The organism is Luteococcus sediminum, assembly GCF_054783495.1.
In genome coordinates, this window is record NZ_BAAGQL010000013.1 from 483,149 (window position 1) to 508,825 (window position 25,677).

The 25,677-nt window shown below is 69.8% G+C and carries 17 protein-coding genes; 3 read left to right on the top strand and 14 right to left on the bottom strand.

Annotated features, from left to right (window positions below; all coding sequences use genetic code 11):
* Nucleotides 1–22: 22 nt before the first annotated feature.
* Both ACYVKA_RS09200 and ACYVKA_RS09205 read right to left on the bottom strand, forming a co-directional pair.
* Nucleotides 23–949 carry an IS3 family transposase gene (locus ACYVKA_RS09200; protein ID WP_460704788.1) on the bottom strand — a complete coding sequence of 309 codons (927 nt, stop codon included), beginning with the start codon at nt 947–949 and terminating at the stop codon, nt 23–25.
* A gap of 13 nt (nt 950–962) precedes the next feature.
* Nucleotides 963–1,235: a transposase gene (locus tag ACYVKA_RS09205; RefSeq protein WP_460704789.1), complete on the bottom strand. Its 273-nt coding sequence runs from the start codon at nt 1,233–1,235 to the stop codon at nt 963–965.
* Between the two features lie 99 nt (nt 1,236–1,334).
* On the opposite strand from ACYVKA_RS09205, the gene ppgK reads away from it, so the two are divergent.
* Entirely contained in the window at nt 1,335–2,087 is a 753-nt protein-coding gene (gene ppgK / locus ACYVKA_RS09210; protein ID WP_460704791.1) for a polyphosphate--glucose phosphotransferase, read from the top strand.
* Nucleotides 2,088–2,119: 32 nt separating this feature from the next.
* On the opposite strand, the gene ACYVKA_RS09215 is transcribed toward ppgK, so the two are convergent.
* On the bottom strand, nt 2,120–2,698 hold the full coding sequence (locus tag ACYVKA_RS09215) for a YdcF family protein (RefSeq protein WP_460704793.1): 579 nt from the start codon (nt 2,696–2,698) through the stop codon (nt 2,120–2,122).
* Nucleotides 2,699–2,999: 301 nt separating this feature from the next.
* On the opposite strand from ACYVKA_RS09215, the gene ACYVKA_RS09220 reads away from it, so the two are divergent.
* Nucleotides 3,000–4,382, top strand: coding sequence for a lipopolysaccharide biosynthesis protein (locus ACYVKA_RS09220; protein ID WP_460704795.1), 1,383 nt, complete (start codon nt 3,000–3,002; stop codon nt 4,380–4,382).
* 52 nt (nt 4,383–4,434) lie between these two features.
* Here the strand turns inward: ACYVKA_RS09220 and ACYVKA_RS09225 are convergent, their stop codons facing one another.
* From ACYVKA_RS09225 to ACYVKA_RS09275, 11 genes are all read right to left on the bottom strand, one after another.
* On the bottom strand, nt 4,435–5,706 hold the full coding sequence (locus ACYVKA_RS09225) for a hypothetical protein (protein WP_460704797.1): 1,272 nt from the start codon (nt 5,704–5,706) through the stop codon (nt 4,435–4,437).
* 1 nt (nt 5,707) lies between these two features.
* Nucleotides 5,708–7,036, bottom strand: a complete 1,329-nt coding sequence (locus ACYVKA_RS09230) for a tyrosine-protein kinase domain-containing protein (protein WP_460704799.1) — start codon at nt 7,034–7,036, stop codon at nt 5,708–5,710.
* A gap of 269 nt (nt 7,037–7,305) precedes the next feature.
* Nucleotides 7,306–8,028 (bottom strand): hypothetical protein, encoded by a 723-nt coding sequence (locus ACYVKA_RS09235; protein ID WP_460704801.1) that lies wholly within the window; start codon nt 8,026–8,028, stop codon nt 7,306–7,308.
* Nucleotides 8,028–12,992, bottom strand: coding sequence for a PKD domain-containing protein (locus ACYVKA_RS09240; protein ID WP_460704803.1), 4,965 nt, complete (start codon nt 12,990–12,992; stop codon nt 8,028–8,030). Before ACYVKA_RS09240 ends, ACYVKA_RS09235 begins: the two co-directional genes overlap by 1 nt.
* A 154-nt stretch (nt 12,993–13,146) precedes the next feature.
* Nucleotides 13,147–16,443, bottom strand: coding sequence for a PKD domain-containing protein (locus ACYVKA_RS09245; protein WP_460704805.1), 3,297 nt, complete (start codon nt 16,441–16,443; stop codon nt 13,147–13,149).
* A gap of 287 nt (nt 16,444–16,730) precedes the next feature.
* The gene (locus ACYVKA_RS09250; protein WP_460704807.1) at nt 16,731–17,858 is read right to left on the bottom strand and encodes an acyltransferase family protein; all 1,128 of its coding nucleotides are present in this window, start codon (nt 17,856–17,858) and stop codon (nt 16,731–16,733) included.
* Nucleotides 17,855–19,999 (bottom strand): glycosyltransferase, encoded by a 2,145-nt coding sequence (locus tag ACYVKA_RS09255; RefSeq protein WP_460704809.1) that lies wholly within the window; start codon nt 19,997–19,999, stop codon nt 17,855–17,857. Before ACYVKA_RS09255 ends, ACYVKA_RS09250 begins: the two co-directional genes overlap by 4 nt.
* A gap of 1 nt (nt 20,000) precedes the next feature.
* Nucleotides 20,001–21,146 (bottom strand): DUF1972 domain-containing protein, encoded by a 1,146-nt coding sequence (locus tag ACYVKA_RS09260; RefSeq protein WP_460704811.1) that lies wholly within the window; start codon nt 21,144–21,146, stop codon nt 20,001–20,003.
* A gap of 20 nt (nt 21,147–21,166) precedes the next feature.
* The gene (locus ACYVKA_RS09265; protein WP_460704813.1) at nt 21,167–21,661 is read right to left on the bottom strand and encodes an adenylyltransferase/cytidyltransferase family protein; all 495 of its coding nucleotides are present in this window, start codon (nt 21,659–21,661) and stop codon (nt 21,167–21,169) included.
* The gene (locus ACYVKA_RS09270; protein ID WP_460704815.1) at nt 21,658–22,419 is read right to left on the bottom strand and encodes a CDP-alcohol phosphatidyltransferase family protein; all 762 of its coding nucleotides are present in this window, start codon (nt 22,417–22,419) and stop codon (nt 21,658–21,660) included. Before ACYVKA_RS09270 ends, ACYVKA_RS09265 begins: the two co-directional genes overlap by 4 nt.
* Nucleotides 22,416–22,883, bottom strand: a complete 468-nt coding sequence (locus ACYVKA_RS09275) for a hypothetical protein (RefSeq protein ID WP_460704817.1) — start codon at nt 22,881–22,883, stop codon at nt 22,416–22,418. Before ACYVKA_RS09275 ends, ACYVKA_RS09270 begins: the two co-directional genes overlap by 4 nt.
* Before the next feature lie 253 nt (nt 22,884–23,136).
* On the opposite strand from ACYVKA_RS09275, the gene ACYVKA_RS09280 reads away from it, so the two are divergent.
* Nucleotides 23,137–25,668, top strand: a complete 2,532-nt coding sequence (locus ACYVKA_RS09280) for a right-handed parallel beta-helix repeat-containing protein (RefSeq protein ID WP_460704819.1) — start codon at nt 23,137–23,139, stop codon at nt 25,666–25,668.
* Nucleotides 25,669–25,677 lie beyond the last annotated feature (9 nt).

The window sequence follows — 25,677 nt, forward strand, 5'->3', positions numbered from 1 at the left end:
CCCGAATCGTGGAGGGCTTCCTTTAAGCGGCTCTCGGGGTGAGGACCGCGGTCTCGTAGGCGATGGGTGACATCATCGCAGCGGAGCTGTGCCGGCGGGTGGTGTTGTAGAAGTTCCAGCACCAGTCCATGACCGCGGTCGCGGCCTCGGTGGTGGTGTCGAACTCGTTGCGTGAGAGGACTTCCCACTCCAGGGTGGAGAAGAACGCCTCCGCGGCGCTGTTGTCGAAGCACGAACCCACTCTGCCCATGGACTGGCGGATGCCGAGGTCCTTGCAGGCCTTGGTGAACAGGTCGGCGGTGTAGGTCGATCCTCTATCCGTGTGGAAGATGACCTTCTCGGACTCCTCTTCCCGCCAGATCGCGGCCTTGCCGCCGCGCACGGTCACGGCCATCGTGATCGCGGCCTTGGCGAGCTCGGCGTTGGGGTGGCGCGAGGTCGCCGCCCCGATCAGGCGGCGGCTGAACAGGTCGATCACGGTGGCCAGGTACAGCTTGCCGCCGGCGGTGGGGATCTCGGTGATGTCACCAACCCACCGCTGGTTCGGCTCGGCCGCGGTGAAGTCCCGGTTGATCAGGTCCGGGAACGGCGCCTTGGTCTTGTCCTGCTTGGTCAATCCGTTGCGGCGCTTGATCTTTCGCGCGATCAGCCCTTGCCGACGCATCGACTTCGCGACCGTCTTCTCGGAGACGACCCACCCGTCCTCGCGCAGGTCCGCCACCAGACGCGGCGAGCCGTGCAGGCCACGCTGCTTGACGAACATGACCCTCACGGCCCGGTCGAGGGTGTCCCGGCGCAGGTCCCGCGTGGTGTACAGGTGCGAGGGAGAGAGGGCCCGCTGCCACCACTTGTAGAACCACGAGATCGAGATCCCCAGCAGGGCACAGGTCAGCGCGACAGGAACGGCGTAGCTGGTCCTCTGGTCGGCGATGAAGCGTGCCACGCTCACTTCGTCGCCTCCTTCACCCACAGGACCACGGATCGCTTGAGCACATCACGCTCCATCCGCACTCGGCCACCTCCGCGCGCAGGCGCTTCAGCTCCTCATAGTCGGCCTCGGACAGCTCACCGCGGCCCTCGCGTTCAGCGCGGGCGCGTTGGACCCAGTTGCCCAACGTGCCCTCGTTCACGCCGAGATCGCGGGCGACCTGGGCGATCGGCTTCTTGGTCTCTTCGACGATCCGGACCGCCCCTTCACGGAACTCCCGGTCGTACCTCATTCTCTTCTCTGACATCGCAATCCTCATTGTCGATGCCTCCACGCTTCGGGGGAACCTCAGGGTTCGGGGGGAACCTCAGGGATCAGTCCCACCCAAACCGTCTAGGCTGGTCCAATGAGCATTGTTCTAGGAATCGACATCGGCGGATCCGGCGTCAAGGGCGCTCCTGTCGACCTCGACAAGGGCGAGTTCGCCGCTGAACGCTTCCGGATCGAGACCCCCGAGGAGTCGACGCCCGAGGCCGTCGCCACGGTGGTCGCCGAGATCGTCGAGCACTTCGCCGACCAGATCGGCAAGGACACCCCCATCGGGATCACCGTCCCGGCACCCGTGCGCCACGGCCGGATCCCGATGATCGCCAACCTGCACGCTGACTGGAAGGGGCTGGAGGCAGAGGCCTTCTTCTCCGAGCGCCTCGGCCGCCCGGTCACCGTCGTCAACGACGCCGATGCCGCCGGCATCGCCGAGGTCCACTACGGCGCCGCCAAGGACACCGAGGGCGTGGTCATCCTGACCACCCTGGGCACCGGCATCGGCACCGCCGTGATCAACGACGGCGTGCTGCTGCCCAACACCGAGCTGGGCCACATCGAGGTCGACGGCCACGACGCCGAGAGCCGCGCCGCCAAGAGCGCCAAGGAGCGCGAGGACCTCTCCTACAAGGAGTGGGCGGTGCGCCTGCAGCGCTACTACGAGACGCTGCAGATGCTGTTCTGGCCAGACCTGTTCGTGGTCGGCGGCGGCGTGAGCAAGAAGCACGAGAAGTTCCTGCCGCTGCTCGACCTGGAGACCCCGATCGTGCCCGCCGCGCTGCTCAACAGCGCAGGGATCATCGGCGCCGCCCGGATGGCCGCCGACCGCGCCTGAACCGACGCCCCTGCTGCCGGTCGCTGCCAGGCTCAGGCCTCGCAGCGACCCAGCCGGATCTCCTTCAGGTAGCCGCCCAGCTGGTAGGCCACCATGTAGGCACGCTGCTCGTCCCAGTAGGAGACGTGGCGCCCCACCACCGGCACCGGCGTGCCCAGGCAGCGCTCGAAGATGAAGCGGGAGCGCGCGGCGTGGAAGTCGATGGTGAGCACGGCCGCACTCGTCCAGCCATGCTCGTCCATCAGCCGCTTGAGCTGCATCGCCTCACCGCGGGTGGTCGACGGGTCGGGCACGAAACAGATCACCGGCCAGTCGGCCGAGCCGCAGTGCCGCCGTTCACGAGCCGGATCCGGCGTCGACATCACCAGGGTGCGAGCCTTGCCCCTGCGCATCAGGTCGGTGGCCATCTCCACGCGCCAGTCATCGAGCGGCCCGAGCACCAGCAAGACGTCGACGGGCTCGTCGGGCATCTGGTCCAGCTGCGGCCGGTAGACCACCCGCCAGGCGAAGACCATGACCAGGCCCACCAGCAGCACGACCGTCCCGGTCACCACGCGTGCCAGCACGTGCTCCGGGGGCCTTCGCCGGGACTGCGGCCGGGCATCGCTCATGGCCGCAAGGCTAGGCCGGGCGGGGTGAAGAAGGCCTGAGAGCCAGCTGCGAAGCCGCCTCGCCGGGCAGCGGCGTCGACGGGGGCCGGAGTAGGCTCAGCCCTCGGGTCGGGCACCGCTCCACGCACCCACTCCACCGGGAGTTGTCCTTGCGCACAAGGGGTCTGACGACCTGTCGCAGTCCAGGAGCCGCGTCGCCCGCAGCAGGGGCCGTCCGTTCAGGACCGGCCCCACACGGGTCCATCACGGGGGTAGCACCATTTCCAGCAAGTCCGGCAAGTCCAAGCAGTCCAGCTTGTGGGTGACCATCGGCTCCACGGCGGGCCTCAAGGTGCTCGTGATGGGCGTCGGCGGCGTCCTGGGCATGATCAACACCAAGCTGATCATCGCCCACTTCGGCAAGGCCGCCTATGCCCAGTACGGCCTGCTCGCAAGCCTCCCCACCCTCCTGCCCTTCGCCAGCCTCGGCATGGCGGCCGTGGTGATGAATGCGGTCAGCGCCTCGAAGGACCCGCGCAATGACCTGGCCATGGCCCGCACCATGACCACCGCCCTGCGCTACCTGGCGATCTCGGCGGCCGTCATCATCGTGCTGGGCCTCATCCCCACCCTGCTCGGCGCCTGGCCCACCCTGCTCGGCGAGGGCCTGATGCCCGGCGGAGGCATGACCACCTTCTGGTGCCTGTTCGTCTTCGCCGTCACGCTTCCGATGACCGTCTTCCCGCGCATGGTGATCGCCCTGGACCGCCCGCAGGCGCAGGTGCTCAGCCAGATCGTCGTGGCCCCCTTCATGCTGGCCAGCATCTCGATCCTGGCCCTGGCCAACCTTCCCGCCGGGCACGCCATCGCGATCCTCACCTATGTGGCCAATTCCCTGGCCGCCTTCATCTGCATGGTGATGTCGTGGCGGATGCTCGGCCCGAACTTCCGCCGCATGGTGCGCGACGTGCCCCGCACCAGGGCCGTGCCCAATGAGGCCATCATGGGGCTGGCCTGGCCACAGCTGGCCCAGATGCTGGCCCTCCCGCTGGCCCTGCAGAGCCACCGCGTGATCCTGAGCCACCTGGCCGGGCGCGACGCCCTGGCCGAGTACAACATGGCCAGCCAGTTCTTCCAGATGGTGGTGCAGACCATCACCGCCGCCGGCGTCTCGCTGTGGCCCATGTATGCGCGCGCCCGCAACGAGGGACGCATCGTCGCCCCGTGGAAGATGACCGGCATCTTCACCGCCATCGGCCTGGCCGCCGGCCTGGTGATGGCGGGCCTGATCCCCTTCATCTCCGACTGGCTCTCCGAGGGCACCATCAGCCTGGACTGGTGGCTGGTCGGCGGCTTCGTGCTCTACGTCATGAGCCAGGCCACCAACTACCCGCTGGGCATGTACATGACCGACGAGAAGGGCCTGAAGTTCCAGGTGCTGCCGATCGTGGCCATGGTGCCGGTCAGCCTCGCCCTGGCCTTCTGGCTCACCCCGCGCGTCGGCGCCGGCGGCCCCATCCTGGCCGCGGCGGTCGGCGTCTACCTGTGCCAGGTGGCCACCAATGTCTGGTACATCCACCGCGACATGGGCCAGCGCCGTCAGGCCGCAGCCGAGGGACCCGTCGTCCCCCGCCGCGCCTTCGACGAGGCGCCCGGCGAAGAGGTGGCCCAGCAGGAGATCCTCGAGGGCCCCAAGCAGCCCTGATCCTGGCGGGGTGGCGAGACCCCCCCGGCCATCAGACCGACCCGGCAGTGCCTCAGAGCTCCTCGGAGTGCCCCCGCCGCAGCACGTGCTGGCCGTGGGGCACCATGCCCAGGCCAAGGGTGAGCGCCGTCATGGGCAGCGAGGCCACCCACGGGCTGAAGGCCAGGTTCCACAGCGTCATCAGGCAGCAGAAGATCAGCACCGCCGAGGAGACCGGTCGGGTGTTGAGGGCATGGCCCAGGCCAGCCAGCACCTGGCCCGCGATCACCAGGGCGAAGAGCAGGCCCACCAGGCCCGCCCAGGCCCACAGGTCGGCCGTGATGGAGTGCAGCTCCGTGCCACGACCGAACATGAAGCGCTCCACGTAGCCGTTGTTCGGGTCGTAGTTGAGCGTCGCCATGCCGTTCTTGGCGACCAGCAGCTCCGAGGTGTTGAGGAAGGTGCCACCACCGAAACCCATCGGCCGGTGCTGGAAGAGGGCGAGAGTGGCACCCATCTCGGGACGGCCACCCACCAGCAGCGAACCGGAGGTGCGCAGCTGCTCGATGGAGCGCGCCTGCGTCTCGGCACCCAGGGCACCGTCGAGGATCGCCGCCTGCACCAGGTAGTAGGCGGCCACGGCGATGGCGCCCAGCACACCCAGCGTGCCCAGGATGGTGCTGCGGCGGCTGCTCAGGCGCGGCATCAGGCGCCACAGGATCAGCACCACCGTCAGCAGCAGCACCGCGAAGTTGGAACGGGCGTCGGTGATGGTGCAGACCAGCCCGAAGAGCAGCAGGAGTGCCACCGTGGAACGGGGGCGCCGGCGCTCGGCGACGAAGCCCACCACGATGATGGTCAACGGCACCGAGAAGCCGAACTTCCATGGGTTCTCCGCGAAGAGCTTGGCATTGGTTGGACCGGCGACCAGCATCCCGAGCCCGAAGGCGACGTAGATCCACCGTGGCTGCAGGCGCTCACGCGCCCACAGCACCAGCCCGAGGCTCCCGAGCATGCTGAGCAGGATCTTGATGATGTTGGCGCCCAGCTTCGCGCTGGTGCGGTGGTCGATGGCCGCATAGTGGGTGAGCATCCAGGAGCTGATGCAGGCGGCCACGCCCAGCGCCACCAGGCTGGTGGCGCCCCGGTAGCGGGCCAGGACCGGGAGCCACAGGGGAAGCAGCGCCAGCGCCAGCAGGTCGGCGACCACCAGGTTGCCGCCGACCGCAATGCGGGCGGAGACCATCAGCACCGAGAAGAGCGCCAGGGCCTTCTCGGCGACGATCCACTTGTCGTACTCCTCCTTGCGGATGCGGCTGGGAGCAGCCGAGGAGCGCGCCGCCATGTCAGCGCTTGCCGAAGAACCTGGAGCCGCCCTGCGACCTGGTGCGGTTCATCACCACACCCAGCACACGTGCGTGCACGGCATCCAGGGCATTGCGGGAGCTCTCCAGCTGCGTCGCGGTGGTGGAGCCCTCCCGCATCACCAGCACGACGCCGTCGCTGACGCCGGTGAGGATGGCGGCATCGGTCCAGGGCAGCAGGGCCGAGGAGTCGAGGATGACCCGGTCGTAGCGCCGGCGCAGCTCGGTCACGAGCTCGCCCAGGTTCTGGGAGCCCAGCAGCGCGGCCGGGTTCGGCGGGAGCTCGCCCGCGGGCAGCACGTCGACGCCCGCGTGGCCCTCGAGGGGGTGCAGCGCACGGTCCAGGGTGGTGCCACCGGCCAGGACGCCGGACAGGCCGGCCTCGCCGGCACCACCGAAGGCGCCGCTGGTGGCGGTGCGCAGGTCGGCGTGCACCAGGCAGACGCGCTCGCCGGTCTCGGCGAAGCTGATCGCGGTGTTGGCGGCGACGGTGGAGGCGCCGTCCTTCTCCGCGGGAGAGGTGAACTGGACGACCTTGGTGGCGTCGGTGGCGTCGATGAAGGCCAGGTTGGTGCGCAGCTTGCGGTGCGCCTCGACCCGGTCGGAGCTGGTCCCGGACTGCAGCAGCGGCGTCTTGCCGGCGGCCGAGTCGTTGGGGATCTCGCCGATCACCGGCGCGCCGACCTGGGTGCGCACCTCCTCGGAGGAGCGCACCGAGGAGTCGAGGATCTCGCGCAGCACCGCGACGGCCAGGGCCAGGGCCAGGCCGGCAGCCAGGCCGAGCAGCAGGTTCATCTTGGGCCTGGGGGCCACCGGGGCGGCGAGCAGCTTGGGCGCGGAGACGGTGTTGATCTGCACGATCGGCACCTTGCGGCCGGAGTTGTCGAGCTGGTCGACCATCGGGCCGAAGACCTTGGCGACGCCCTCGGAGATCTTGAGTGCACGCTGCGGATCGGTGTCGGTGACGCGGGCCTTGACCAGCACCGAGTCGGTGGTGGTGGTGGCCGTGATCCGCCTGGCCACCTGGTCTGCGTCCAGGTCGACGCCGCTGGCCTTGACCACGCGGGAGCCGAGTTCCTGGCTGCTGAGCAGCTCCACGTAGGAGGTCATGCGGCCGGTGGCGAACTGGCCGCTGGACTGGGCACTGATCCCGTCGGGCACCGGGGTGCTGACGTAGAACTGCACGTCGGCCGCGTACTGCTTGGGCTGCGACTTGTAGTATGCGAAACCGAGCAGCAGCCCCACCAGCCCCGCGATGACGAGCAGCGGCAGGTACTTGCGAATGATCGCAACATAGGTGCGCAGGTCCATTGGTCCTCCTGGATCGTGATGGCGCCGGCCGGGCCACGGCCCCGCAGAAGCTCTGCGGTACCCGGCGCCCGACCCCGGGGCTGGCCCGGCCCCGAGGGCGCCAAGGACCAAGTATGCCCCCGGCATCGTCGCCCCCAGCGTGCGGCACAGTGCCCTCTCAGCAGTCCGTCAGCCCTTTCCCGGGTGGAGACCCGTGCGACGCCCAGGGGCTCCCGGCAGCTGTTGCCCCCGAGCCCCTGGGCGTGGACGGTGGTGCTGGAGGGTGCAGGTCAGCCGATGTCGCCGCGGAAGACCGCCACGTCGTGGCCGGGTGCCAGCGAGACCTCCACCAGGACCGGGTTGCGCTTGGCCTGGTCGATCCGGAAGGAGTAGACGCCCGTGGCCTTGCCGCCGGCCGGGATGGTGGCCGGCAACACCTTCGTGGGGGCGCCGCTGTTCAGGTCGGCCGGCGACTGGTCGGAGCCGTAGACGTTGACCACGGCCGCGCCGGTGTCGATCGGGCTGGCGGACCGGTTGTCCACCTCGACGGTGAACTGGATGCCCGGGCCCGAACGGTCGCCGGGGATGGTGGCCTCGATCTGCGTGGCCTTCACCGAGGCCAGGCGCAGGTGCACCTTCTGGGAGACCACCGAGGTGGCATTGAGGTCCACCCCCTTCGCGCTCGTGACCGGTTTGGCCTTGACGGTGGCGTGCACGCTGCCGCCCTGGGGGGCCTTGACCGGACGGGTGACGACCGGGGTGGGCTTGACGGGGGCCTTGCTGGGCTCCTCGGAGGGCAGCGCCGTGCGCGAGGGGCTGGCGGTGCCGCTGGCCCGGGCGCTGTCCTCGGCACGCGGCTGGGCCGAGGCCTGCACGCTCGCCGACGCGCTGGCCGAGGCTCCGGCGGTGGGGTTGACCTGGATGTCGCCCTGGGAGCATCCAGCCAGGCCGCCAGCAACAAGCACTGTCGCCAGTGCCAGTCCGATGGAGCGTGGGCTGTTGGTGGGGCTCATCAGTTCTCCTTGGTGACGACGAAGTTGTCCATGGCCAGGGTGACCGGACCGTTGGTGGTGCTGCCCGAGAGATAGGCGTGGGTCCCGACCGCCCCGGGGCGCTGGAGCGCCGCGGTGGCGTCGGTGACGCTGATCTGCGCGGTGGCCGGGGGCTGCTGGCCGTCGGCCCAGAGACTGCCCGAGAGGGTGGCCGGCGAGCCACTCACCTCGAAGCGGACGTGCAGGACGCTACCGGGCCGGTAGGTGGTGCCGCTGACGGCGGCCTGCTTGAGGGTGCTGGTCACTCCCCCGCTGTTGCGGTAGACCAGCAGTTCCAGCTTGCCGTCGGGACGCCAGCGGGTGCCCAGCCCGTAGTAGCCGGTGCTGCCCTGGCGGGCCAGCAGCTGGCTGTAGAGGCCGGAGCCGGTGGGGATGCGGTCGACGGACAGGTCGGCCCCGATGGTGACATCGCTGGCCTGGACGCCGGTGAGCAGGGCCCGGGCCGATCTGCCGGCGCCCAGTTCCTGCAGCCCGGCACTGCCATCGGTGGTGAAGGCGGCAGGGGCCACCGGGTGGCTCCACGCGCCGCCCAGGTCGGCGGTGCCCCAGCGGGTCTCGGTCTGGCCGAAGGCATCGCGGGCGATGACCGTCGCCTCCGGGGCCGGGGCCGGCGGGGCCACCACCGTGAAGCCCTGGCTGGTGGTGGCCTTGGCGCCCGCATCATCGACGACGGTGAGCCTCACCTCCTGGCTGCCGGCCTCGGTGAAGACGTGCTGCACCGTGCGGCCGGTGGCGGTGCTGCCGTCGGCGAAGGTCCACTCGTAGCTGGCGATGGAGCCGTCGGCGTCGGTGGAGCCGCTGGCATCCAGCTGCAGGGCGAGGCCGTCGACGGTGCCGGTGAAGGCGGCCGTCGGGGCCTGGTTGGCCTTCTCGGCGATGGTGACGGCCCGGGTGGTGGTCACCTTCTGCCCGCTGTCGTCGGTGACGGTCAGCGTGGCGGTGTAGCTGCCGGCATCGGGATAGGTGTGCGTCACCGTCTCGCCGGTGCCGGTGGTTCCGTCACCGAAGGCCCACTCCCAGCTGACGATCGATCCGTCGGGATCGCTGCTGGTGCTGGCATCGAAGGCCACGCTACGGCCGTCGACGAGGGCATCGAAGGTGGCCGTCGGGGGCTGGTTGGTGGGCCCTGCGGCGGTGACCTCGACGGTGCGGCTGTTGGTGCCGCCCTTGTCGTCGGTGACCGTCAGGATGACCGGGTAGGTGCCCGGCTCGGCATAGGTGTGGGTGGCCTTCACCCCGGTGGCCATGGTGCCGTCGCCGAAGTCCCAGGCATAGGAGGCGATGGTGCCGTCGGGGTCGGTGCTGGCCGAGGCGTCGACGCTCAACGCCAGGTCGTCGACGGTGGGCGTGAAAGCTGCCGTCGGGGCGACGTTCTCGGGCGTGAGCACCACCTGGTGCGTGCTGGTGGTGCGCGCACCGTCGGCATCGGTCACCGTCAGGGTGGCGGTGTAGGTGCCGGCCTTGGCGTAGCCGTGCGCCGCCTTGGGCTCGGTGCTGGTGGTGCCGTCACCGAAGTCCCACAGGTAGGACTTGACCGGGCCCTCGGCGTCGGTCGAGCCGGTGCCGTCGAAGGTGCAGTCCAGTCCGTCACAGGTGGCCTTGATGTCGGCCACCGGCGCCTTGTTGTCGACGGTGACGCTCACCTGGCGGGTGGTGGTCGCCCTGGCGGCCTGGTCATCGGCCACCGTCAGGGTGACGGTGTGGGTGCCACCGGTCGTGAAGGTGCGGGTGGCCTTCACACCGGTGGCCCTGGTGCCGTCGCCGAAGTCCCAGGAGTGGGAGCCGACGATGCCGTCGGGATCGGTGCTGGCCGAGGCGTCGAAGGTGCAGGTCGCTCCGCTGCAGGTGACGGTGAAGCTGGGCTCCGGGTCCTGGTTGCGGGTGGCAGCCGAGGCCCGGTGGTGGGCGCGCACCTGGTCGGCGGACAGCACCTGGCCGTAGACGGCGGTCTCGTCCATGGCTCCGGCGAACCATGGCGAACCGCTCCAGGTGGAGTCGCCACCCACGCGCCAGTAGCCGGCGAAGTCCTCGGCGGTGGCGGTCGGGTTGGTGCCGACCAGCTCCCCGTCGACGAACATCTGCATGCCATTGGGGCCCATGCTGGACACCACGTGGTGCCACTTGCCGTCGTTGTAGGCCTTGGCCGAGTCGACGGTCCTGAAGCCGCCCGAGTAGACGCCGAAGTGCAGGCGGCCCTCGGGGTCCATCCAGGTGTGGCGGTCGTAGTGCGAGGACAGCCCGGTGCGCTCGTTGCCGAAGCCCACCAGCTTGCCGCCGGCGGTGCTGGTGGTACTGAACCAGGTCTCGGTGGAGAAGACCTGCGGGCCGTTGACGTGGGCATCCGACGCGATCCCGGTGGCCGAGCCGTCCAGCAGGACGCCGGTGCCGGCGGCGCCGGTGACGGGGCTGGGGGTGCGCATCGTCGGGGTGCCGAACCAGGTGCCGTTGGTGAGGTTCTGCGAGGCATCCAGCACGACCGGGGCGCGCGTCTCGTCCAGGCGCCACAGCAACCGCGGCTCGTCGGCCACCACCGCCGAACCATAGGGGTCCTTCGGCAGCGCCGGCAGAGGCAGGCTGCGGCCGCTGGCGGTGTAGTGGCTGCGCACCTGGTCGCGGGTCAGGGGGGTGGCATAGACGGCCACCTCGTCCAGGGTGCCGGCGAAGTCATTGGTGACGCCCTCGGCGCTGGGCCAACCGCCGAGCTGGTCGCCGCCCACCCGCCAGTGGCCGAAGATGTCCTGGGTGGCCTGGGTGGTGGTGGAGTCGGCCGCCGCCAGGCGCCCATCCACCCACAGCTGCTGGCCACCGTCCCCGACACTGGCCACCACGTGGTGGTACTTGTCGTCGTTGAAGCTGGTGGCCGAGGAGATCACCTTGGCCGAGCCATTCCACAACCCGAAGTGCAGGCGGCCGTCGGTACCCATGTAGACGGCACGGTCGTGGTAGCGGCTGTCGGCGGTGGGCTGGTCGCCGAAGCCCACCAGCTTGCCGCCGGCGGTCGTCGCCGTCTTCATCCACAGCTCGATGGTGAACTTCTGCGGAGCATCCTGGGCGCTGCCGGTGCGGGAACGGCTCGCCGCGGTGCCGTCGAAACGGGCGGCCGAGTCGGTACCGTCGCCGATGGCCCCGGCCTGGCCGAGGGTGACCCCGGAGCCGAGCACCAGGTCATTGCCCTTGCGCCAGTCGATCGAGGTCGTGGCGCCGGGGTTCTCCAGCAGGCGCCAGTAGTGCCAGGCACCGTCGGCGTCGACCGCCCGGCTGTAGTCGGTGGCCGGGATGCTGGTGCTGCCGGCGGTGACGCGCACGCGCTGGCTCTGCGCCACGTTGCCATTGGCGTCGGTGGCCGTCACCCAGTAGGAGTAGCTCTTGCCGACTGTCAGGTCGGTGTCCAGGTGGCCGAGCACGGGACGCTCGTACCAGGCCGACTCTGCCGTGGTGGTGGCGATCGGGGTGCCGGGCCGGTCGTCGCGGTAGAGCCGGTAGGTCAGCTCCAGGTCGTCACGGTCGACATTGGCCGGCCAGGCAATCTTCACGCTGGTGCCCACGACGGTGGCCGTCGGCGTCCAGTTCCACGTGTACTGCGGGCCGGACTTGCCCGGCGCGATGCCCGGGCGCGCGAAACGCACCAGACCCTGCTGCGGCTGGCCGTTGACCCTGGGGAACTCGCCACCCATCACCACATAGCCCTGGCCGGACTCGACGGTCCAGGCGGCCTGCCACATGCGCGACAGATTCGCGGCCTCCAGCTTGGGCGCCCACTCGACGCGGCTGGGCGCCGGCTGGCCGTGGAAGTCGTGGTAGCCGGTCTGGTCGTGCCGGGTGATGGTGGTGGCCCGGTCGGTGAAGGCCTGGGTGCGCTCGAAGACCTGCGGGACCTGCTCGTTGAAGGAGCCCATGTTGGTGCAGGTGTGGTGGTGGCTCACGGAGTAGGTGGTGCCGTCCATGCTGGTGGCGTCATAGGAGTCGCCGTGGCAGTCGGCCAGCCAGCGAATGCTGCCGGTGCGCGGCTCCATGCTCATGACGCCCTCGAAGCTGCCCACCCCGCCGTACCACCAGCCGGTGGCCAGCAGGTTGGTGCCGTCGTTGACCAGGGAGTAGATGCCCGAGGTGGTGCCGTGGTTCTGCACCACCTGGGTGGCAGCCATCGGCGTCATGGTGCCGTTGACCGGGTTGATGAAGGCCAGGCCGGGGCTGGGCTGGCCGTTGACAGCATTGAAGCTGCCGCCGACGGCCACCTGGGAGCCGTCGGGGGTGAGCACCACCGACTGCACGGTGAGGTCGGCGACCGGCGTCCAGCCCGTCAGTGCGCCACCGGTGGTGGCGGCAGCCAGCCGACCGCGGGGACTGCCGTCGACCGTGGAGAAGGCGCCACCGAAGTAGACCACCTCATTGGTGGCGACGATGCCGGTGACCTCGGCATTGGCGTCGGGGTGGAAGTCGGCGTCGAGGCTGCCGTCGGAGGTGTTGAAGGCGGCGATGCGCTGGCGCGACTGGCCGTTGACGGTGGTGAAGTTGCCGCCGATGTAGAGCTTGCTGCCGTCCGGGGAGACGGTGACGGTGCGCACGGCGCCGTTGACGACCGGGGCGAAGCCGGGGCGCAGGACGCCAGTGGCCAGGTCATAGGCCAGCAGGTTGCTGCGCGGAGTGAGCTGGGTGCCGGGGGCGGCACCGGCGGGGCGGGCATTGGCGAACTCGCCGCCGACGTAGACGGTGTTGCCGACGATCTCCTGGTCCCAGGCGATGCCGTCGATCTGTGTGGTCGGCAACGCATCGGCGGTCACGTCGGTCGCCGAGCGCGGAACGACGTTGTAGGTGGAGGTGACCGACGCACTGGCCTCGGTGGCGGGCTGCGCGAGCAGCAACAGGGTGGCTGCGGCCGAGCTGGCCGCGATCCGTAGTGCGTGGTTCACGAGGGGGGTTGGCATGTGGGCGTCTCTTCGTCTTTCTCCATGTTCGGGGGGACCCGATCAGTGATCCTGGGGGGGGTGGGTCGTGCCGGCCACCGGGTGGTGGCGGCGGGTCCGGCCCCACTGCGCAGCGGGACCGGACCCGGGGGTACTTCCGGTGATCGGTCGAGGATCAGGCCTTGCTGGTGACCACCAGGTCGTCGAAGGCCAGCTGGTAGGGGGCATTGGTGGCGCTGCCGGAGGCATAGCCAACAAGGCCGACGCTACCCGCCGTCTGGAGCGTGCTGTCCTGGACACTCACGGTTGCCGTGGTGGGTTCGGCCTCGGTGGGCGTCCAGGCCTTGGCGGCGACGGTCTGGCCGGTGATGTCGAGCTCGACGGTGACCACGCTGCCGGGGGTGTAGTTCTCGGCGGCGACGATCTCCTTGAGCACGGTCTCCTTGCCGGCGACCACCTTGGACACCGCCAGGTTGGCCTGCCCGGTGGACAGCAGGCGCAGCTTGGCGCGGTACTCGCCGGCAGCGGTGCGCCGGCCCGCCAGGAAGACGTTGACGCCGCCCCCGGTGGTGGTCTTGTCGATCGACACGCTGGTCTGCACGGTGACATCGGTGGCCTGCACCTCGGCCAGCGAGGCAATGGCCGTGGCGCCGGCGGCCAGGCTCATCCGCCCGGTGCCGTCGACGGTGCTGAAGGAGTTGGCACCGGCGGTGTAGCTCCAGGCGCCGCCGGTGGTGGCACTGCCCCAGCGGGTCCGGATGCCGGTGAAGTCGTCGCGGGCGACGACGCCGTCTGCGGCGGGGGCGGTGGGCTGCTCGGTCGGGGCGGGCTCGACGGGGGCGGGCTCGGCGGGGGCGGGCTCCGCCGGGGCGGGCACGGTGACCTGGACGGTCTTGGTGATCGCCTTCGTGGCGCCCTTGTCGTCGGTGACGGTCAGGGTGACCTGGTAGCTGCCGGAGCTGGCGTAGGTGTGGCTGGCGGTCTGGCCGGTGCCGGTGCTGCCGTCGCCGAAGTCCCACTGGTGGCTGGTGATGCGGCCGTCGGAGTCACGGCTGGCGGTCGCATCGAAGGCACAGGTGGCCTCGGTGCAGGTGGAATCGAAGGCGGCGCTGGGTGCCGCATTGGGCATCTGCACGCCACCGGCGGCGGCGTGCAGCCGCAGCTGCTCCTCGCTCAGCGCGGTCGGATAGACGGCCACCTCGTCGATCTGGCCCTGGAACCAACGGGAGGAGGGCTGGCTGGGCAGGCCGGTGACGGTGTCGCCACCAACGCGCCAGTAGCCGCGCATGGCCTGGCCGGTGGTGTGGTTGAGATTGCTGCCCACCAGCTTGCCGTCGACGTAGAGCTTCATGCCGGCGCTCGACAGCGTGCTGGCGACGTGGTGCCACTGGCCGTCGTTGTAACGGTTGGGCGAGATCACCGCGCGGCGGCCGCCCGAGTTGAGGCCCATCGCCAGCTGGCCGCTGTTGGTCATGTAGATGTGGCGGTCGTAGGCGCTGGAGTAGGTGTCGTAGGAGGTTCCCATGTTGACGATGGCGCCGCCCCTGGTCGAGGTGGTCTTGATCCAGGCCTCGGTCGTGTAGTTGTTGGGGGCCGTCTCGTAGTCATAGCTGGCCGAGCCGTAGAAGGTGCTGGCGAAGCGGGTCGAGGCATTGCCCTCGGTGATGCCGGGCTGGTTGCGCACGGCGGTGCGGTCGAGCCACAGCGGGTTGGTGCCCGCGACGTCCTTGGCGGTGGTGCCGCTGGCTTCGTCCAGGCGCCAGTAGTGACTGGGCGCGTCGCCCATCACACGGGCCAGGTAGGCGGCCGAGGGGTCGGCCCTGCCCGCCGTGGCCGTCACGTTGTCTCCGCGGACCCGGTTGCCGTCGGCATCGGTCACCACCACCCAGTAGGTGGCGCTCTGTCCCTCGCTCAGCGAGTCGTCGCTCCACGACAGGCGCGGGGTGTCCCACCAGTAGGAGGTGGCCTTGATGGTGTCGATGGGCTGGGTCGGGTTGTCTCTGCGGTAGATGGAATAGGTCAGCGGGCCGTTGTCACGGTCATAGGAGCTGTTCCAGCTCAGCAGGATGATCGATCCGGAGGGCGTCGCGGTGGTCTTCAACTCGGCGCCACCGACCACCGGGCCCTCCTTGCTGGGGGCGATGCCGGGGCGGGCGAAGCGCACCAGGCCCTCCTGCGGCTTGCCGTTGGCGGTGGGGAACTCGCCGCCCATCACCACATAGCCCTGGCCCGCCTCGACGGTCCAGGAGGCCTGGTTCATGCCCGACTTGTTGCCGGGGGTGAGCTCGGGGAACCAGTTCACCTGGGTGGTGGCGGGCATGCCCCCAAAGTTGCTGTAGCCCCGCTGGCGGTTCGCGCGCACGGTGCCGCTGGGCTCGTAGGCGAAGGCGGTGGCGCGCTTGAAGACGTCGTCGCCCAGCTGTGGGAAGGAGCCGATGTTCTCACAGTTGTGCTCGTGGCTGGCGACGTAGACCGCGCCGTCCATGGCGGTGGCGTCATAGGAGTCGCCGTGACAGTCGGCCAGCCAGACGATCTCGCCGGTGTAGGGCTCCAGGCGGGCGACGCCCTCGAAGAGCCCCTCGCCGTAGTTGAAGGCGGTGGCGAAGATGCTGGTGCCGTCGCTGGTGAGGCTGTAGATGCCGGTGTTGTCGGTGCCATTGCGCACGTAGTTGTTGAAACGGAAGGAGTACAGCGTGCCGTCGGCGGCATCCAGCGAGGCGGTGCCGGGCGAGCTGGCGCCGTTGATGGTGCTGAACAGGCCGCCGGCGATGACGCGGCTGCCGTCCGGGGTGGTGGTCAGTGCGCGCACGATCCGGTTCGCGCTGGGGGCCCAGCCGAGCAGGGCGCCGGTCTTCGGGTCGAAGGCGGCCAGGCGGGTGCGGACATTGCCGTTGACCGAGCCGAAGCCGCCACCGACGTAGACCGCGGTGTCGGTGACGGTGATGGCCATCACCGAGGCATTGATGGCGGGGGCGAAGCTGGAGACGAGCTTGCCGGTGGCGGTGTCGAAGGCGGCGATGCGGTAGCGGTTCTGGCCGTTGACGCTGGTGAAGGAACCGCCGACATAGACGCGGGAGCCATCGGGCGACTTGGCAATGGCATTGACGCGGCCATTGGTGTCGAGCGTGAAGTTCTGGTCCAGCTCTCCGGTGGCCAGGTCATAGGCCAGCAGGTTCGCACGTGGCGTCAGCTGGGTGCCGGGGGCGGCACCGGCGGGGCGGGCATTGGCGAACTCGCCACCCACGTAGACCTTGTTGCCCACGATCTCCTGGTCCCAGGCGATGCCATCGATCTGCGTGGTCGGCAGCGCATCGGCGGTGACGCCCTTGGCGGCGTCGCGCTCCACCAGCGTGTAGTCGCTGGGTGCGGCCTGGGCCAGGGGTGCGGTGATGGTCGACAGGCCGAGCACTGCGGCCAGGGCCAGTCCGGTGACACCACTGGGTCGAGCAGACGACGAACGCAGATGAATCATTGGCACAACTTTCCCGAGAATCATGGGGCGAACCCTCGTGGAGGTACGCCAGCATCCATGCACCCCCCGGTGCATGCAGCCGAGCCAAGACTATGAGCGACGTGCTAGAGAATTGCGCCGATCGCAGGGGCTCTCAGCCGATGCACAGTCCCCTCGTCGCCGTCCGACGGCGACATCGTCGCCCCGATCCGCCGCAGGACAGGAAAAGGGCCCGCCCCGCGGGGCGGGGCGGGCCAATTTGGCATCCGGCGCCCTTCGGGCCCGAATGGCGCAGGTTCAGTGAAGGTTCAGTTTCGCGCACGTCGCGGAGTGACGCCCTCGGGAGCTGCCACCAGCCGGGCCGGGGCCTTGAGCAGCACGCCCAGCGGGGTGCTGCGCAGCAGCGCGGCGATGCCCAGCGCCAGCGGCACGAAGACCAGCATCATCACCGGGGGCAGCACCCAGTTGGCCACTGCCTGGTGGGCCCGCAGCGTCGGCATCACCCCGCTCAGGGTCACGCCCGCGCCGAAGACCGAGAGCAGGAAGATGTGGAAGATGTAGATCGGCAGCGTGTCGCGCCCGATGCGCTGCAGCAGGCGCCCCACACGGCCGTCCATCGGGGCCAGGGCCAGCACCTGCCCGGCCGTGGCCAGTGACAGCACCGACAGCGGCAGCATGTGCCAGCTGATCTCGCCCAGTGCGCCCATCGTCAGGGCAACCCAGAAGATCGCCACGTAGGCGAGGGCCCCGATCGCACACCAGGCCCAGCGGGCCCGCTCCATCAGCCGCGTCCACAGCGGCACCAGCACCACTCCGCCGAAGAACCACAGGTAGTTGGCCAGCACCGAGGACGCCTTCACGGCATCCAGCGGGGCCTCGACCCACCCCAGCGTGTGCTGGCGCACCAGGGGTGCCAGCACCGAGAGCACCGCCAGCGGCAGCAGCAGCCAGACCGAGCGGTCACCGAGGAGCTTCAGCAGAGCATGGGTGAGCAGGAAGTAGAAGGCCAGGCACCACAGGTACCAGAAGCTGGTCGGCAGCAGCAGCGCGAGCAGGAACTGGTCCGCTCCCGGCAGGTCGTGGCCGCCGCGCGCCTGCGGCAGCAGCAGCCGCGAGACGAACAGCGCGGTCCACACCGCGTACAGGTAGTACATGCCGACGGTGCGTGCCTTCGTCGCTGCCAGGGGCCGACGCACGGCCCGGGTGGCGAAGAAGCCCGAGATGAAGAAGAACAGCGGCATCCGCAGCGGCGTCAGGAACAGTCCCAGCCGGAACCAGGGCCCCTGCACCCCCTTGTTCATCTCCTCGGTCACCCACAGCGAGCTGTGCCACAGCACGACGATGACCATGCACAGTCCCCTGGCCACGTCGGGCCAGGCCATGCGGGGCTTGCGGGCCGGGGCGGCCGGCGCGGACGTGACCGACGACCCGCTCATGCATTGCTGCGCCCGAGCACCGCGCGCTCCACCTCGGCGACGATGGCGGCCCGGTAGACCTCGGGGCCGTAGCGACGCATCGCACTGGCCCTGTCGGCCACCACCTGCTCGCACACCAGGGCCCAGTCGTCGACCAGGCTGGCCACACCGTCGGCGATCGCCGAGGGGCTGCCCGCCTCGACGCGACGGACCGCGTCGAAGCCGCTGGAGGCCTCGCGCAGGCCCGAGGTGTCACTCACCACGAGCGCACGCCCGGCCAGGATCGCCTCGACGGCGGTGTTGCCGAAGGGCTCGTCGGCCACCGAGGGCACCAGCACGATGTCGTGCTCGGCCATGGTGGGCCACACCGTGGGACAGAAGCCCAGGAAGTCGACCCGGTCGGCCAGACCGAGGCGCTCGACCTGCTCGTGCAACTCCTCCTCGAACCACTCGTAGCCGGGGAAGACCGCGCCCAGCAGGCCCAGGCGCGCGTCGATCCCGCGACGGGTCAGCTCGGCCAAGGCATCGACGGCCACGTCGGGGCCCTTGCGCGGCGACAGGCGGCCGATGAACAGCAGGTTGACCGGCACGGGTTCTGCCCGCAGCGGCTCCACCTCGGCGGGCCCGGGCACGCCGTTGTAGACCACCGTCGAGCGGCGGCCCAGCGACGGGTAGGCGCTGGTGAGCACCTGCTCGGCGAAGGTGGAGTTGAGCACCAGGTGGTGGGCCAGGAAGAGCGGCGCGTAGAGCACCCGCTTGACCAGCATCGAGGCCGAACCCTCGGCCTCGTGGACGTGCACCACCACGGAGCGGCCGGCCAGGCGACCCACCAGGCCCCACATCGGGATGGTGACGGTGTTGACCAGCACGGCATCGGCCTCGACGCGCCGCACCAGGGCGAGCTGCTGCGGCAGGGTGCGCAGCGCGCAGCCCACCAGCTGCACGAAGCCGCGCGGCTTCAGCGCGCTCTTGCGCAGCACCGGCATGTCGATGAAGACCACCCCGGCACCGCGGGCCGCCAGCTCGGGCACCAGCGGGCCGTCGCCGGGCAGGGCGACGGTGACGCGGGAGCCGGACTCGACCAGGCCGGAGACGGTCTCGAGCATGACGCGGTCGGAGCCGTAGAGGTCGGGCGAGGGGTGCGCCACCAGGACGCTGTCCACGCCCTGGCCGGCGGCCTGGCAGCTGGCACGTCGCGGAGCGGCCGGTGCCGTGGTCGCGTCGCGTCCGGGGCCGGTCACCAGGGCCTTGAGCGCCAGGCCCAGGCCGGAGGCCGAGCCCTTGGCGGTGGCCACCAGCGGGCTGCGGGAGTGCAGCAGCTGGCGCTTGCCGCCGCGCATCAGGATCTCCCAGCTCTCGGCCGGGGTGCGCACGATCCAGCGCGCCAGGTCGGCGCGGCCCAGGTGGCGGCTGGCGAACAGCAGCCGGTTGCGGGCATTCCAGTAGTAGTAGGTGTCGGACAGCGCACGGCTGTCGGTGCGCTCCTGGGTGCCGCCCTCGTCGTGCACGGCCACCAGGTCCTGGCGCAGCACCAGGTGCAGGCCCGCCTCGGCGGCCCGACGGGTGAGGTCGACGTCCTCCCAGTACAGGAAGTAGCCCTCGCTGAAGCCGCCGATGCGCTCCCAGGCACTCAGATGGATGGCCAGGCAGGCAGCAGTGAGCCACGGCTTCCAGCGGCCCTCGGCGTCCTCGGTGCCGTCGTCGGCCCAGCCGCCCTTGAGGTGTCCGGTGGTGTAGTCCAGGCGGGAGCCGCGGAAGTAGTGGCGGCCGTCGGAGCGGTTCATCCGCGGGCAGACCAGGGCGGCGGGGTCGGCCTCGACGCTGCGGTGCAGCTCCTGCAGCACCGGGATGGTGACCACGGCGTCGGGGTTGAGCAGCACGACGCTGGTGCAGCCCAGCTCGCGGGCCCGTGCGACGCCCAGGTTCACGCCGTCGCCGAAGCCGACATTGGTGGGGCTGGCCACCAGCTCCCAGCCGCGGTCGGCGGCCAGCTCGCGCACGGCCTGCTGCTCGGCGTCGCTGGAGAAGTTGTCGACCATGACCACGCTGATGCCGTGCTCGCCGAGCGAGGGGTCGAGGTTGCGCTCCAGCAGGGCATGCGAGGCGTAGTTGACCAGCACGACGGCCAGGTGGCCGGTGCTGGGCTTCGTGTGGGTGTGCATGTCAACGGCTCCAGCGGCTCGGGTGGCGGCGGCCACTGGGTCGCTTCTTCGGGTAGTTGCGCTCGGCGAGGTCGCGGCACAGCGTCTCGTAGTCGCGCGCAACCTGGTCCCAGTCATAGCGGTGCATCGAGGCCTGCAGCTCCAGGCCACGCTGACGGGTGCGCTCCGGCTCGGCCTCCACCCGCTCCAGGATCGTGGCCAGCTGTGCGGGGGTGGAGAAGTACTCGCCGGTGCCGAGCACCACCTCGCGGTTGAAGTCGACGTCCCAGGCGATGGTGAAGGCACCCGCACCGCCGGCGCGCAGCAGCGACGGGTTGGTGCCGCCCACCGAGTGGCCGTGCAGGTAGGTCAGGGAGTGGGCGTAGAGCTGGTCCAGCTGGTCCTGGTCCCACAGGCCGCCGAGCAGCTTGACCCGCTCGTCGGCGGCAGCGGTGATCCGTGCGGTGTACTCGTCGGAGTAGGGGGCCGAGCCGACCACCACCAGCGGGTGCTTCGCCTTGCTGGCCACATAGCCCTGGACGATCTCGAGGATGTGGTTCTCGGGCTCGAAGCGGGCCACGGCCAAATGGAACTGCTGCGGTTCCAGGCCCAGCGGCTCGAGCTTGGCGGTGGGCAGGTCGTGCAGGATCGGCGCACCGTAGGCGATCAGGCGCGTGGGCGCGTGGAATTCCTCGGTGTAGTAGTCGGCGATGCCCTGGGCGTCGGCGATCAGGGCATCGCTCCAGCGCACCGCCAGCTGCTCGCTGAAGCGGTAGTACTGCTGGCCGGTGCCCGACCACTTGCCGCGGCGCCACTCCAGGCCGTCGACGTGCGTGGCGACGGGGATGCGACGCGCCCGGATGACGGGCAGGAAGGGGGCATTGGCGGCATTGAAGACGATCGCCGCGTCGACGCCCTTGAGGTGGGAGTCGACCACGCTCAACGCGGTGTGCGACAGGGTCTCCAGGGAGCGCTTCTGCAGCGCGGGCAGGTGCACCAGGTGCATGCCCTTGTGCGTCTCGAGCTGCTCGACGCCCTCGGGGGTGCGGCAGAAGACGGTGATGTGGTGCCCGGCATCGGCCAGTCGGGCACCGATCTCCTCGATGGCGGTCTCGAAACCCCCGTAGCGGGCGGGGACGCCGCGGGTTCCGACGAGTGCGATGCGCATTTCTTGGGGCCTTTCGTGGGTCAGCGATCGGCGATGATCGCGCGCAGGGCGGTGCTGGAGGTGTGTGCGGTGTAGGGGAAGTAGTGGACGCGCACGCCCACACTGGCCATGTCCTTCTCGAGCTTGTCGCCCTTCGGGGTGCCCAGCCAGTCGTCACCCTTGAACAGGACGTCGAAGGGGTGCCGGTGCCAGACCTCGACCTTGCTGCCCTCGTCGATGACGACCTCGTCGACGATGCCAATGGCCTGGAGGATCTCGATGCGTTCGCTGAGCGTGACGATCGGGCGCTTGCCCTTGGTGCGCTCCAGCGCCTCGTCGGAGACGCAGCCGACGATCAGGTGGTCACAGTGCGGCCGGGAGCGGCGCAGGATGTTGAGATGACCGATGTGGAACATGTCCCAGGCGCCGGGTACGTAGCCGATGACGCCCTTGGTGGGGTCCACCAGGTGCTGCGGCGCGACGGCGTCGGGGATGCGTCCCACCTCGGGGACGATGGGGTTGACCGGCTTGCTCATCGCAGGCCCGCTTGGCGGTCGGCGCGGGTGCGCGCGTCGAGGGCGTTGATCCGCTGGCCCCAGCGCACCAGCACCATCACGGTGTAGAGCGTGGTGCACACGAACATGAAGGTGTAGAGCACCTTGAAGCCCAGCGGCCAGGCGATCAGGAAGAAGCTCAGCGCCAGCAGGCCGAAGTCGGTGGGCACCTTGGCCAGCGACATGACGGTGGAGCCCTTGCCCTTGGGGGGCAGCTTCTCGCCGCGGCCGGCGTGGTGCACGCGGGTCAGCAGGTCGGTGAGCAGCATGCCGAAGAAGTGGATGGTGTAGACCGCGCCGAAGGCCAACGGCACCAGCAGCCACTCGTGCGAGTGGTAGTGGCGGAAGGCCATCACGAGCACGGCCAGGTGCAGGGTGGCGATCTTGAAGGAGTCGATGGTGTGGTCCAGCCACTCCCCCAGCAGGCTGCCGCCGCCGCGCAGGCGGGCGAGCTGGCCGTCGGCGGCGTCCAGGCCGTAGCCGACCACCAGGCACAGGCCCACGGCGATGGCGACGGGCCAGGTGGGGGCACAGAAGAAGAGCAGGCCGACCCCGGTGAAGGTGAACAGGGCGCTGACGGCCGTCACCTGGTTGGGGTCCATGTTGAGCTGGTGGGCCAGGGCGGCGAAGACACGGCCCATCGGCCGGTTCACCAGCACCGAGTAGAGCGGGGCGCCGGTATTGCTCTTCTGGGCCTGCTTGAGCTGGCGTAGGGAATTGCCGAAACTCTTGTCACTCATGCAGAGAGGTCCTCGTCGTTGGAGCGGCTGGTGGTGTGGGCCTGGTGGTTCAGGGCCTGGTGGTTCAGGGCCTGGTGGTTCAGGGCCTGGTGGTTCAGGGCCTGATGGTTCAGGGCATTGCGCAGCTGGCTGCTGGCGGAGCGTCGGGTGGGAGTGAGCACCACATCGACCTTCCCGACCAGGGCCTGCTCGTCACTGTAGAGGGTGGCGTCCGGTCCACCACGGCGGGGCAGCTGGTCCTCCTGCTGGCACAGGACCACCTCGTCGGTGGAGCGCAGTGCCGACACCAGCCCGTGCCGCTCGTCCTCGGGGATCACTGGAGCGCGGCCGTGCAGTCGCTGGGCGTAGTCGTCGCCGAGCACCACGACGGTCACCTCGTCGCAGGCCTGCTGGACCTGGTCGAGCAGGTCCAGGTCGGCGACATTGACCATGTCGAAGGTGGAGATCACATATCCCTTGCGCACTGCTGAATTCCCCCGTTGTCGTGAAGCACCTGCCGGCTCCCACTGTGAGCCAGCCCATCGACGATAGCCCCCCTCAAGGGTGCGCGTCGCCCCGGCTTCAGCTGGGTCCAAGGATGGCGATTCCTTCAATGCAAGCAATCGCCAGCAGATCACCAAAAATCGCGAGTTCCTGAGGTATCCTTGGGAAAGACTCAGCAAATTCACAACCTGATGAGATCGCGGGCCCTTCCACCCCACACGAAAGTGACCATCCATGACGGCTGTACGCCTGACCCGGGGCGCCCTCGGCGCTGCCCTCGCCACCACGGTGGCACTACCCACCATGTACTGCCTCCCCCAGACCGCACACGCGACGGGCACCACCCTGGCCAGCGACTCCTTCGACCGCACCACCAGCGGCCTGGGCTCCGGCAGCACCGGGGCATGGAATGTCGTGAAGGGTCCGGAGACGGTGCGCGTGGCCGACGGCCAGGCCACCTTCGCCGGCCAGCCCGGCCAGGTGCTCGACGCCAGCCTGCCTGCCCCCGGCTCCGCGGACGTCGTGGTGGAGCAGACCATCACCGTGCCGCAGCTGGACAAGGACGCCAGCACCATGGTGGCGCTGACCGCCCGTGAGGAGGTCGGCACCAACCGCAGCTACCGGATGTGGTTCCGCATCCACGGCAATGGCCGCATCGGACTCAGCGCCGACCGCACCGGCGGCGGCGACACTGCCATCGCCGGCAGCGCCGTGGTCAATGACCTGGCCCGCCCCGGCGCCACCCTGCGCCTGCACATGGTGGTCAGCGGCAGCAACCCGGTGCGCATCCAGGGCACCGTCTGGGCCGACGGCACCGAGCAGCCCGGCTCGCAGGTGACCTCCGTGGACAGCTCGGAGCGTCGCATCACCACCGCAGGCCAGGCCGGCATGGCCGTCGTTGCCGCCGCCGGCACCGTTCCCGTACAGGTGAAGCAGTTCACCGCCACCTCGCTGGAGCGCATCGACGTGCCCGACCGCACCGGCGTGCCCGCCCCGGCACCCACCGCCACCACCAGCCCCAAGCCCACGCCCACCGCCACCGCGACGGCCACGAAGAGTCCCGCCCCGGCACCGGCACCCGCCCCGACCGTCGCGGCCAATGGCTCGCGGGGCTCGGTGCCGGTCGGCCAGGCCAGCTACCCCAACCCGGCCGGCGCCATCTTCGTCGCCACCAACGGCAGCGACTCCAACCCCGGCACCCAGGCGGCCCCGAAGCGCACCGTCTCGGCCGCCGTCGTCGCGGCCCCGGCCGGCGGCACCGTCGTGATCCGCGGCGGCGTCTACAACCAGCCCGAGGTGGAGATCTACAAGAAGGTCACCATCCAGAACCAGGCCGGCGAGGCCGTCTGGCTGGACGGTTCGGTGCCGGTCACCGGCTGGAGCCAGTCCGGCACCACCTGGCGCGCCCCGTGGACCACCTTCTGGGACCACTCCGCCTCGCACACCAAGGGCCACAACGACGCCTCCTTCATCGACCCCGCCAACCCGCTGGCCGCCTGGCCCGACCAGGTCTTCCTGGACGGCAAGCAGCTCAAGCAGGTCTCGCTGGGCTCGGGCGTCAAGGAGGGCCAGTTCGCCGTCGACCCCGGCAACAAGCAGCTGGTGATCGGCTCCAACCCCTCGGGCCACGAGCTGCGCGCCAGCAACCGCGACCGCCAGTTCACCATCGGCTCGCCCGACGTCACCCTGCGTGGCTTCGGCATCCGTCGCCACGCCAACGCCATCTGGCGCCTGGGCGTGGTCTTCAACGCCCGTGAGCGCGTCAAGGTGGAGAACGTCACCATCGAGGACGTCGCCGGCGTCGGCATCACGATGACCTCGGACGGCAAGAACGGCTCGGGCCACATCGACCACGTGACCATCCGTCGCACCGGCCTGGCCGGCATCGGCGGCAACATGTTCGACAACGGCAAGGTGACCAACTCGGTCATCACCCAGAACAACACCCAGGGCTTCAACGCCTTGCCGGCCTCGGCCGGCATCAAGGTGGTCTCCTCGCGCAATGTGCTGTTCGACAACAACGACATCTCCGAGAACTACCGCAGCACCGGCATCTGGACCGACGAGTCCTGCGTGGGCATCACCGTCACCCGCAACCGGATCGTCAACTCCGACCAGTCCGGCTGGGCCGGCGTGCTGCTCGAGCTGAGCAGCTCGGCCGTCGTGGCCGACAACGTCGTCTCCGGCACCCGCCGCGGCATCGCCCTGTTCGACGCGGAGAAGGTGCGCGTGGTGAACAACACCATCTGGAACTCCGAGATCGGTGACGTCACGGTCGGACAGGACGCACGCCGCCAGCACATCGACCAGGGGCTGGGCCAGCAGGACCCGCGCTACCCGCTGGGCGATCCGACCAACACGTGGGTGGCCAAGGAGAACGTGATCAACAACAACGTCCTCGGCCGCGACTCCAAGTTCTCGAACTTCCAGCTCTACTCGCTGGACAAGAACAAGGTCTTCACGGCGGGCCAGATGATCAGGCAGGCCACCGGCAATGCCTTCGAGGCGCAGGGCAGCGACGTCCCGGTGGCCGTCGGCTGGGGCCGCGCCGATGGCCAGGCCACGCAGTACAAGGACATCGACGAGTGGAGCCGCGCAGTGGGCCGCGGCTGGGTGAACAAGTACTACCCGTCCCATGCCACTCCCGCCGAGGCCAACAAGGCCGCCGCGGGCATGACGCACGGCGCACCGCTGGATGCCGACATCGCCAGCAAGATCGGCCAGGGCGCCGGCAGCAAGCACATCGGCAGCTTCCAGCAGCCGTGATCCGCTGAG

Coding starts and splice junctions, on each gene's coding strand:
- ACYVKA_RS09240 (WP_460704803.1), bottom strand. CDS start 12,992: ATGCCAACCCCCCTCGTGAACCACGCACTACGGATCGCGGCCAGCTCG.
- ACYVKA_RS09205 (WP_460704789.1), bottom strand. CDS start 1,235: ATGTCAGAGAAGAGAATGAGGTACGACCGGGAGTTCCGTGAAGGGGCG.
- ACYVKA_RS09280 (WP_460704819.1), top strand. CDS start 23,137: ATGACGGCTGTACGCCTGACCCGGGGCGCCCTCGGCGCTGCCCTCGCC.
- ACYVKA_RS09250 (WP_460704807.1), bottom strand. CDS start 17,858: ATGAGCGGGTCGTCGGTCACGTCCGCGCCGGCCGCCCCGGCCCGCAAG.
- ACYVKA_RS09245 (WP_460704805.1), bottom strand. CDS start 16,443: ATGATTCATCTGCGTTCGTCGTCTGCTCGACCCAGTGGTGTCACCGGA.
- ACYVKA_RS09265 (WP_460704813.1), bottom strand. CDS start 21,661: ATGAGCAAGCCGGTCAACCCCATCGTCCCCGAGGTGGGACGCATCCCC.
- ACYVKA_RS09270 (WP_460704815.1), bottom strand. CDS start 22,419: ATGAGTGACAAGAGTTTCGGCAATTCCCTACGCCAGCTCAAGCAGGCC.
- ACYVKA_RS09235 (WP_460704801.1), bottom strand. CDS start 8,028: ATGAGCCCCACCAACAGCCCACGCTCCATCGGACTGGCACTGGCGACA.
- ACYVKA_RS09255 (WP_460704809.1), bottom strand. CDS start 19,999: ATGCACACCCACACGAAGCCCAGCACCGGCCACCTGGCCGTCGTGCTG.
- ACYVKA_RS09225 (WP_460704797.1), bottom strand. CDS start 5,706: ATGGCGGCGCGCTCCTCGGCTGCTCCCAGCCGCATCCGCAAGGAGGAG.
- ppgK (WP_460704791.1), top strand. CDS start 1,335: ATGAGCATTGTTCTAGGAATCGACATCGGCGGATCCGGCGTCAAGGGC.
- ACYVKA_RS09215 (WP_460704793.1), bottom strand. CDS start 2,698: ATGAGCGATGCCCGGCCGCAGTCCCGGCGAAGGCCCCCGGAGCACGTG.
- ACYVKA_RS09260 (WP_460704811.1), bottom strand. CDS start 21,146: ATGCGCATCGCACTCGTCGGAACCCGCGGCGTCCCCGCCCGCTACGGG.
- ACYVKA_RS09230 (WP_460704799.1), bottom strand. CDS start 7,036: ATGGACCTGCGCACCTATGTTGCGATCATTCGCAAGTACCTGCCGCTG.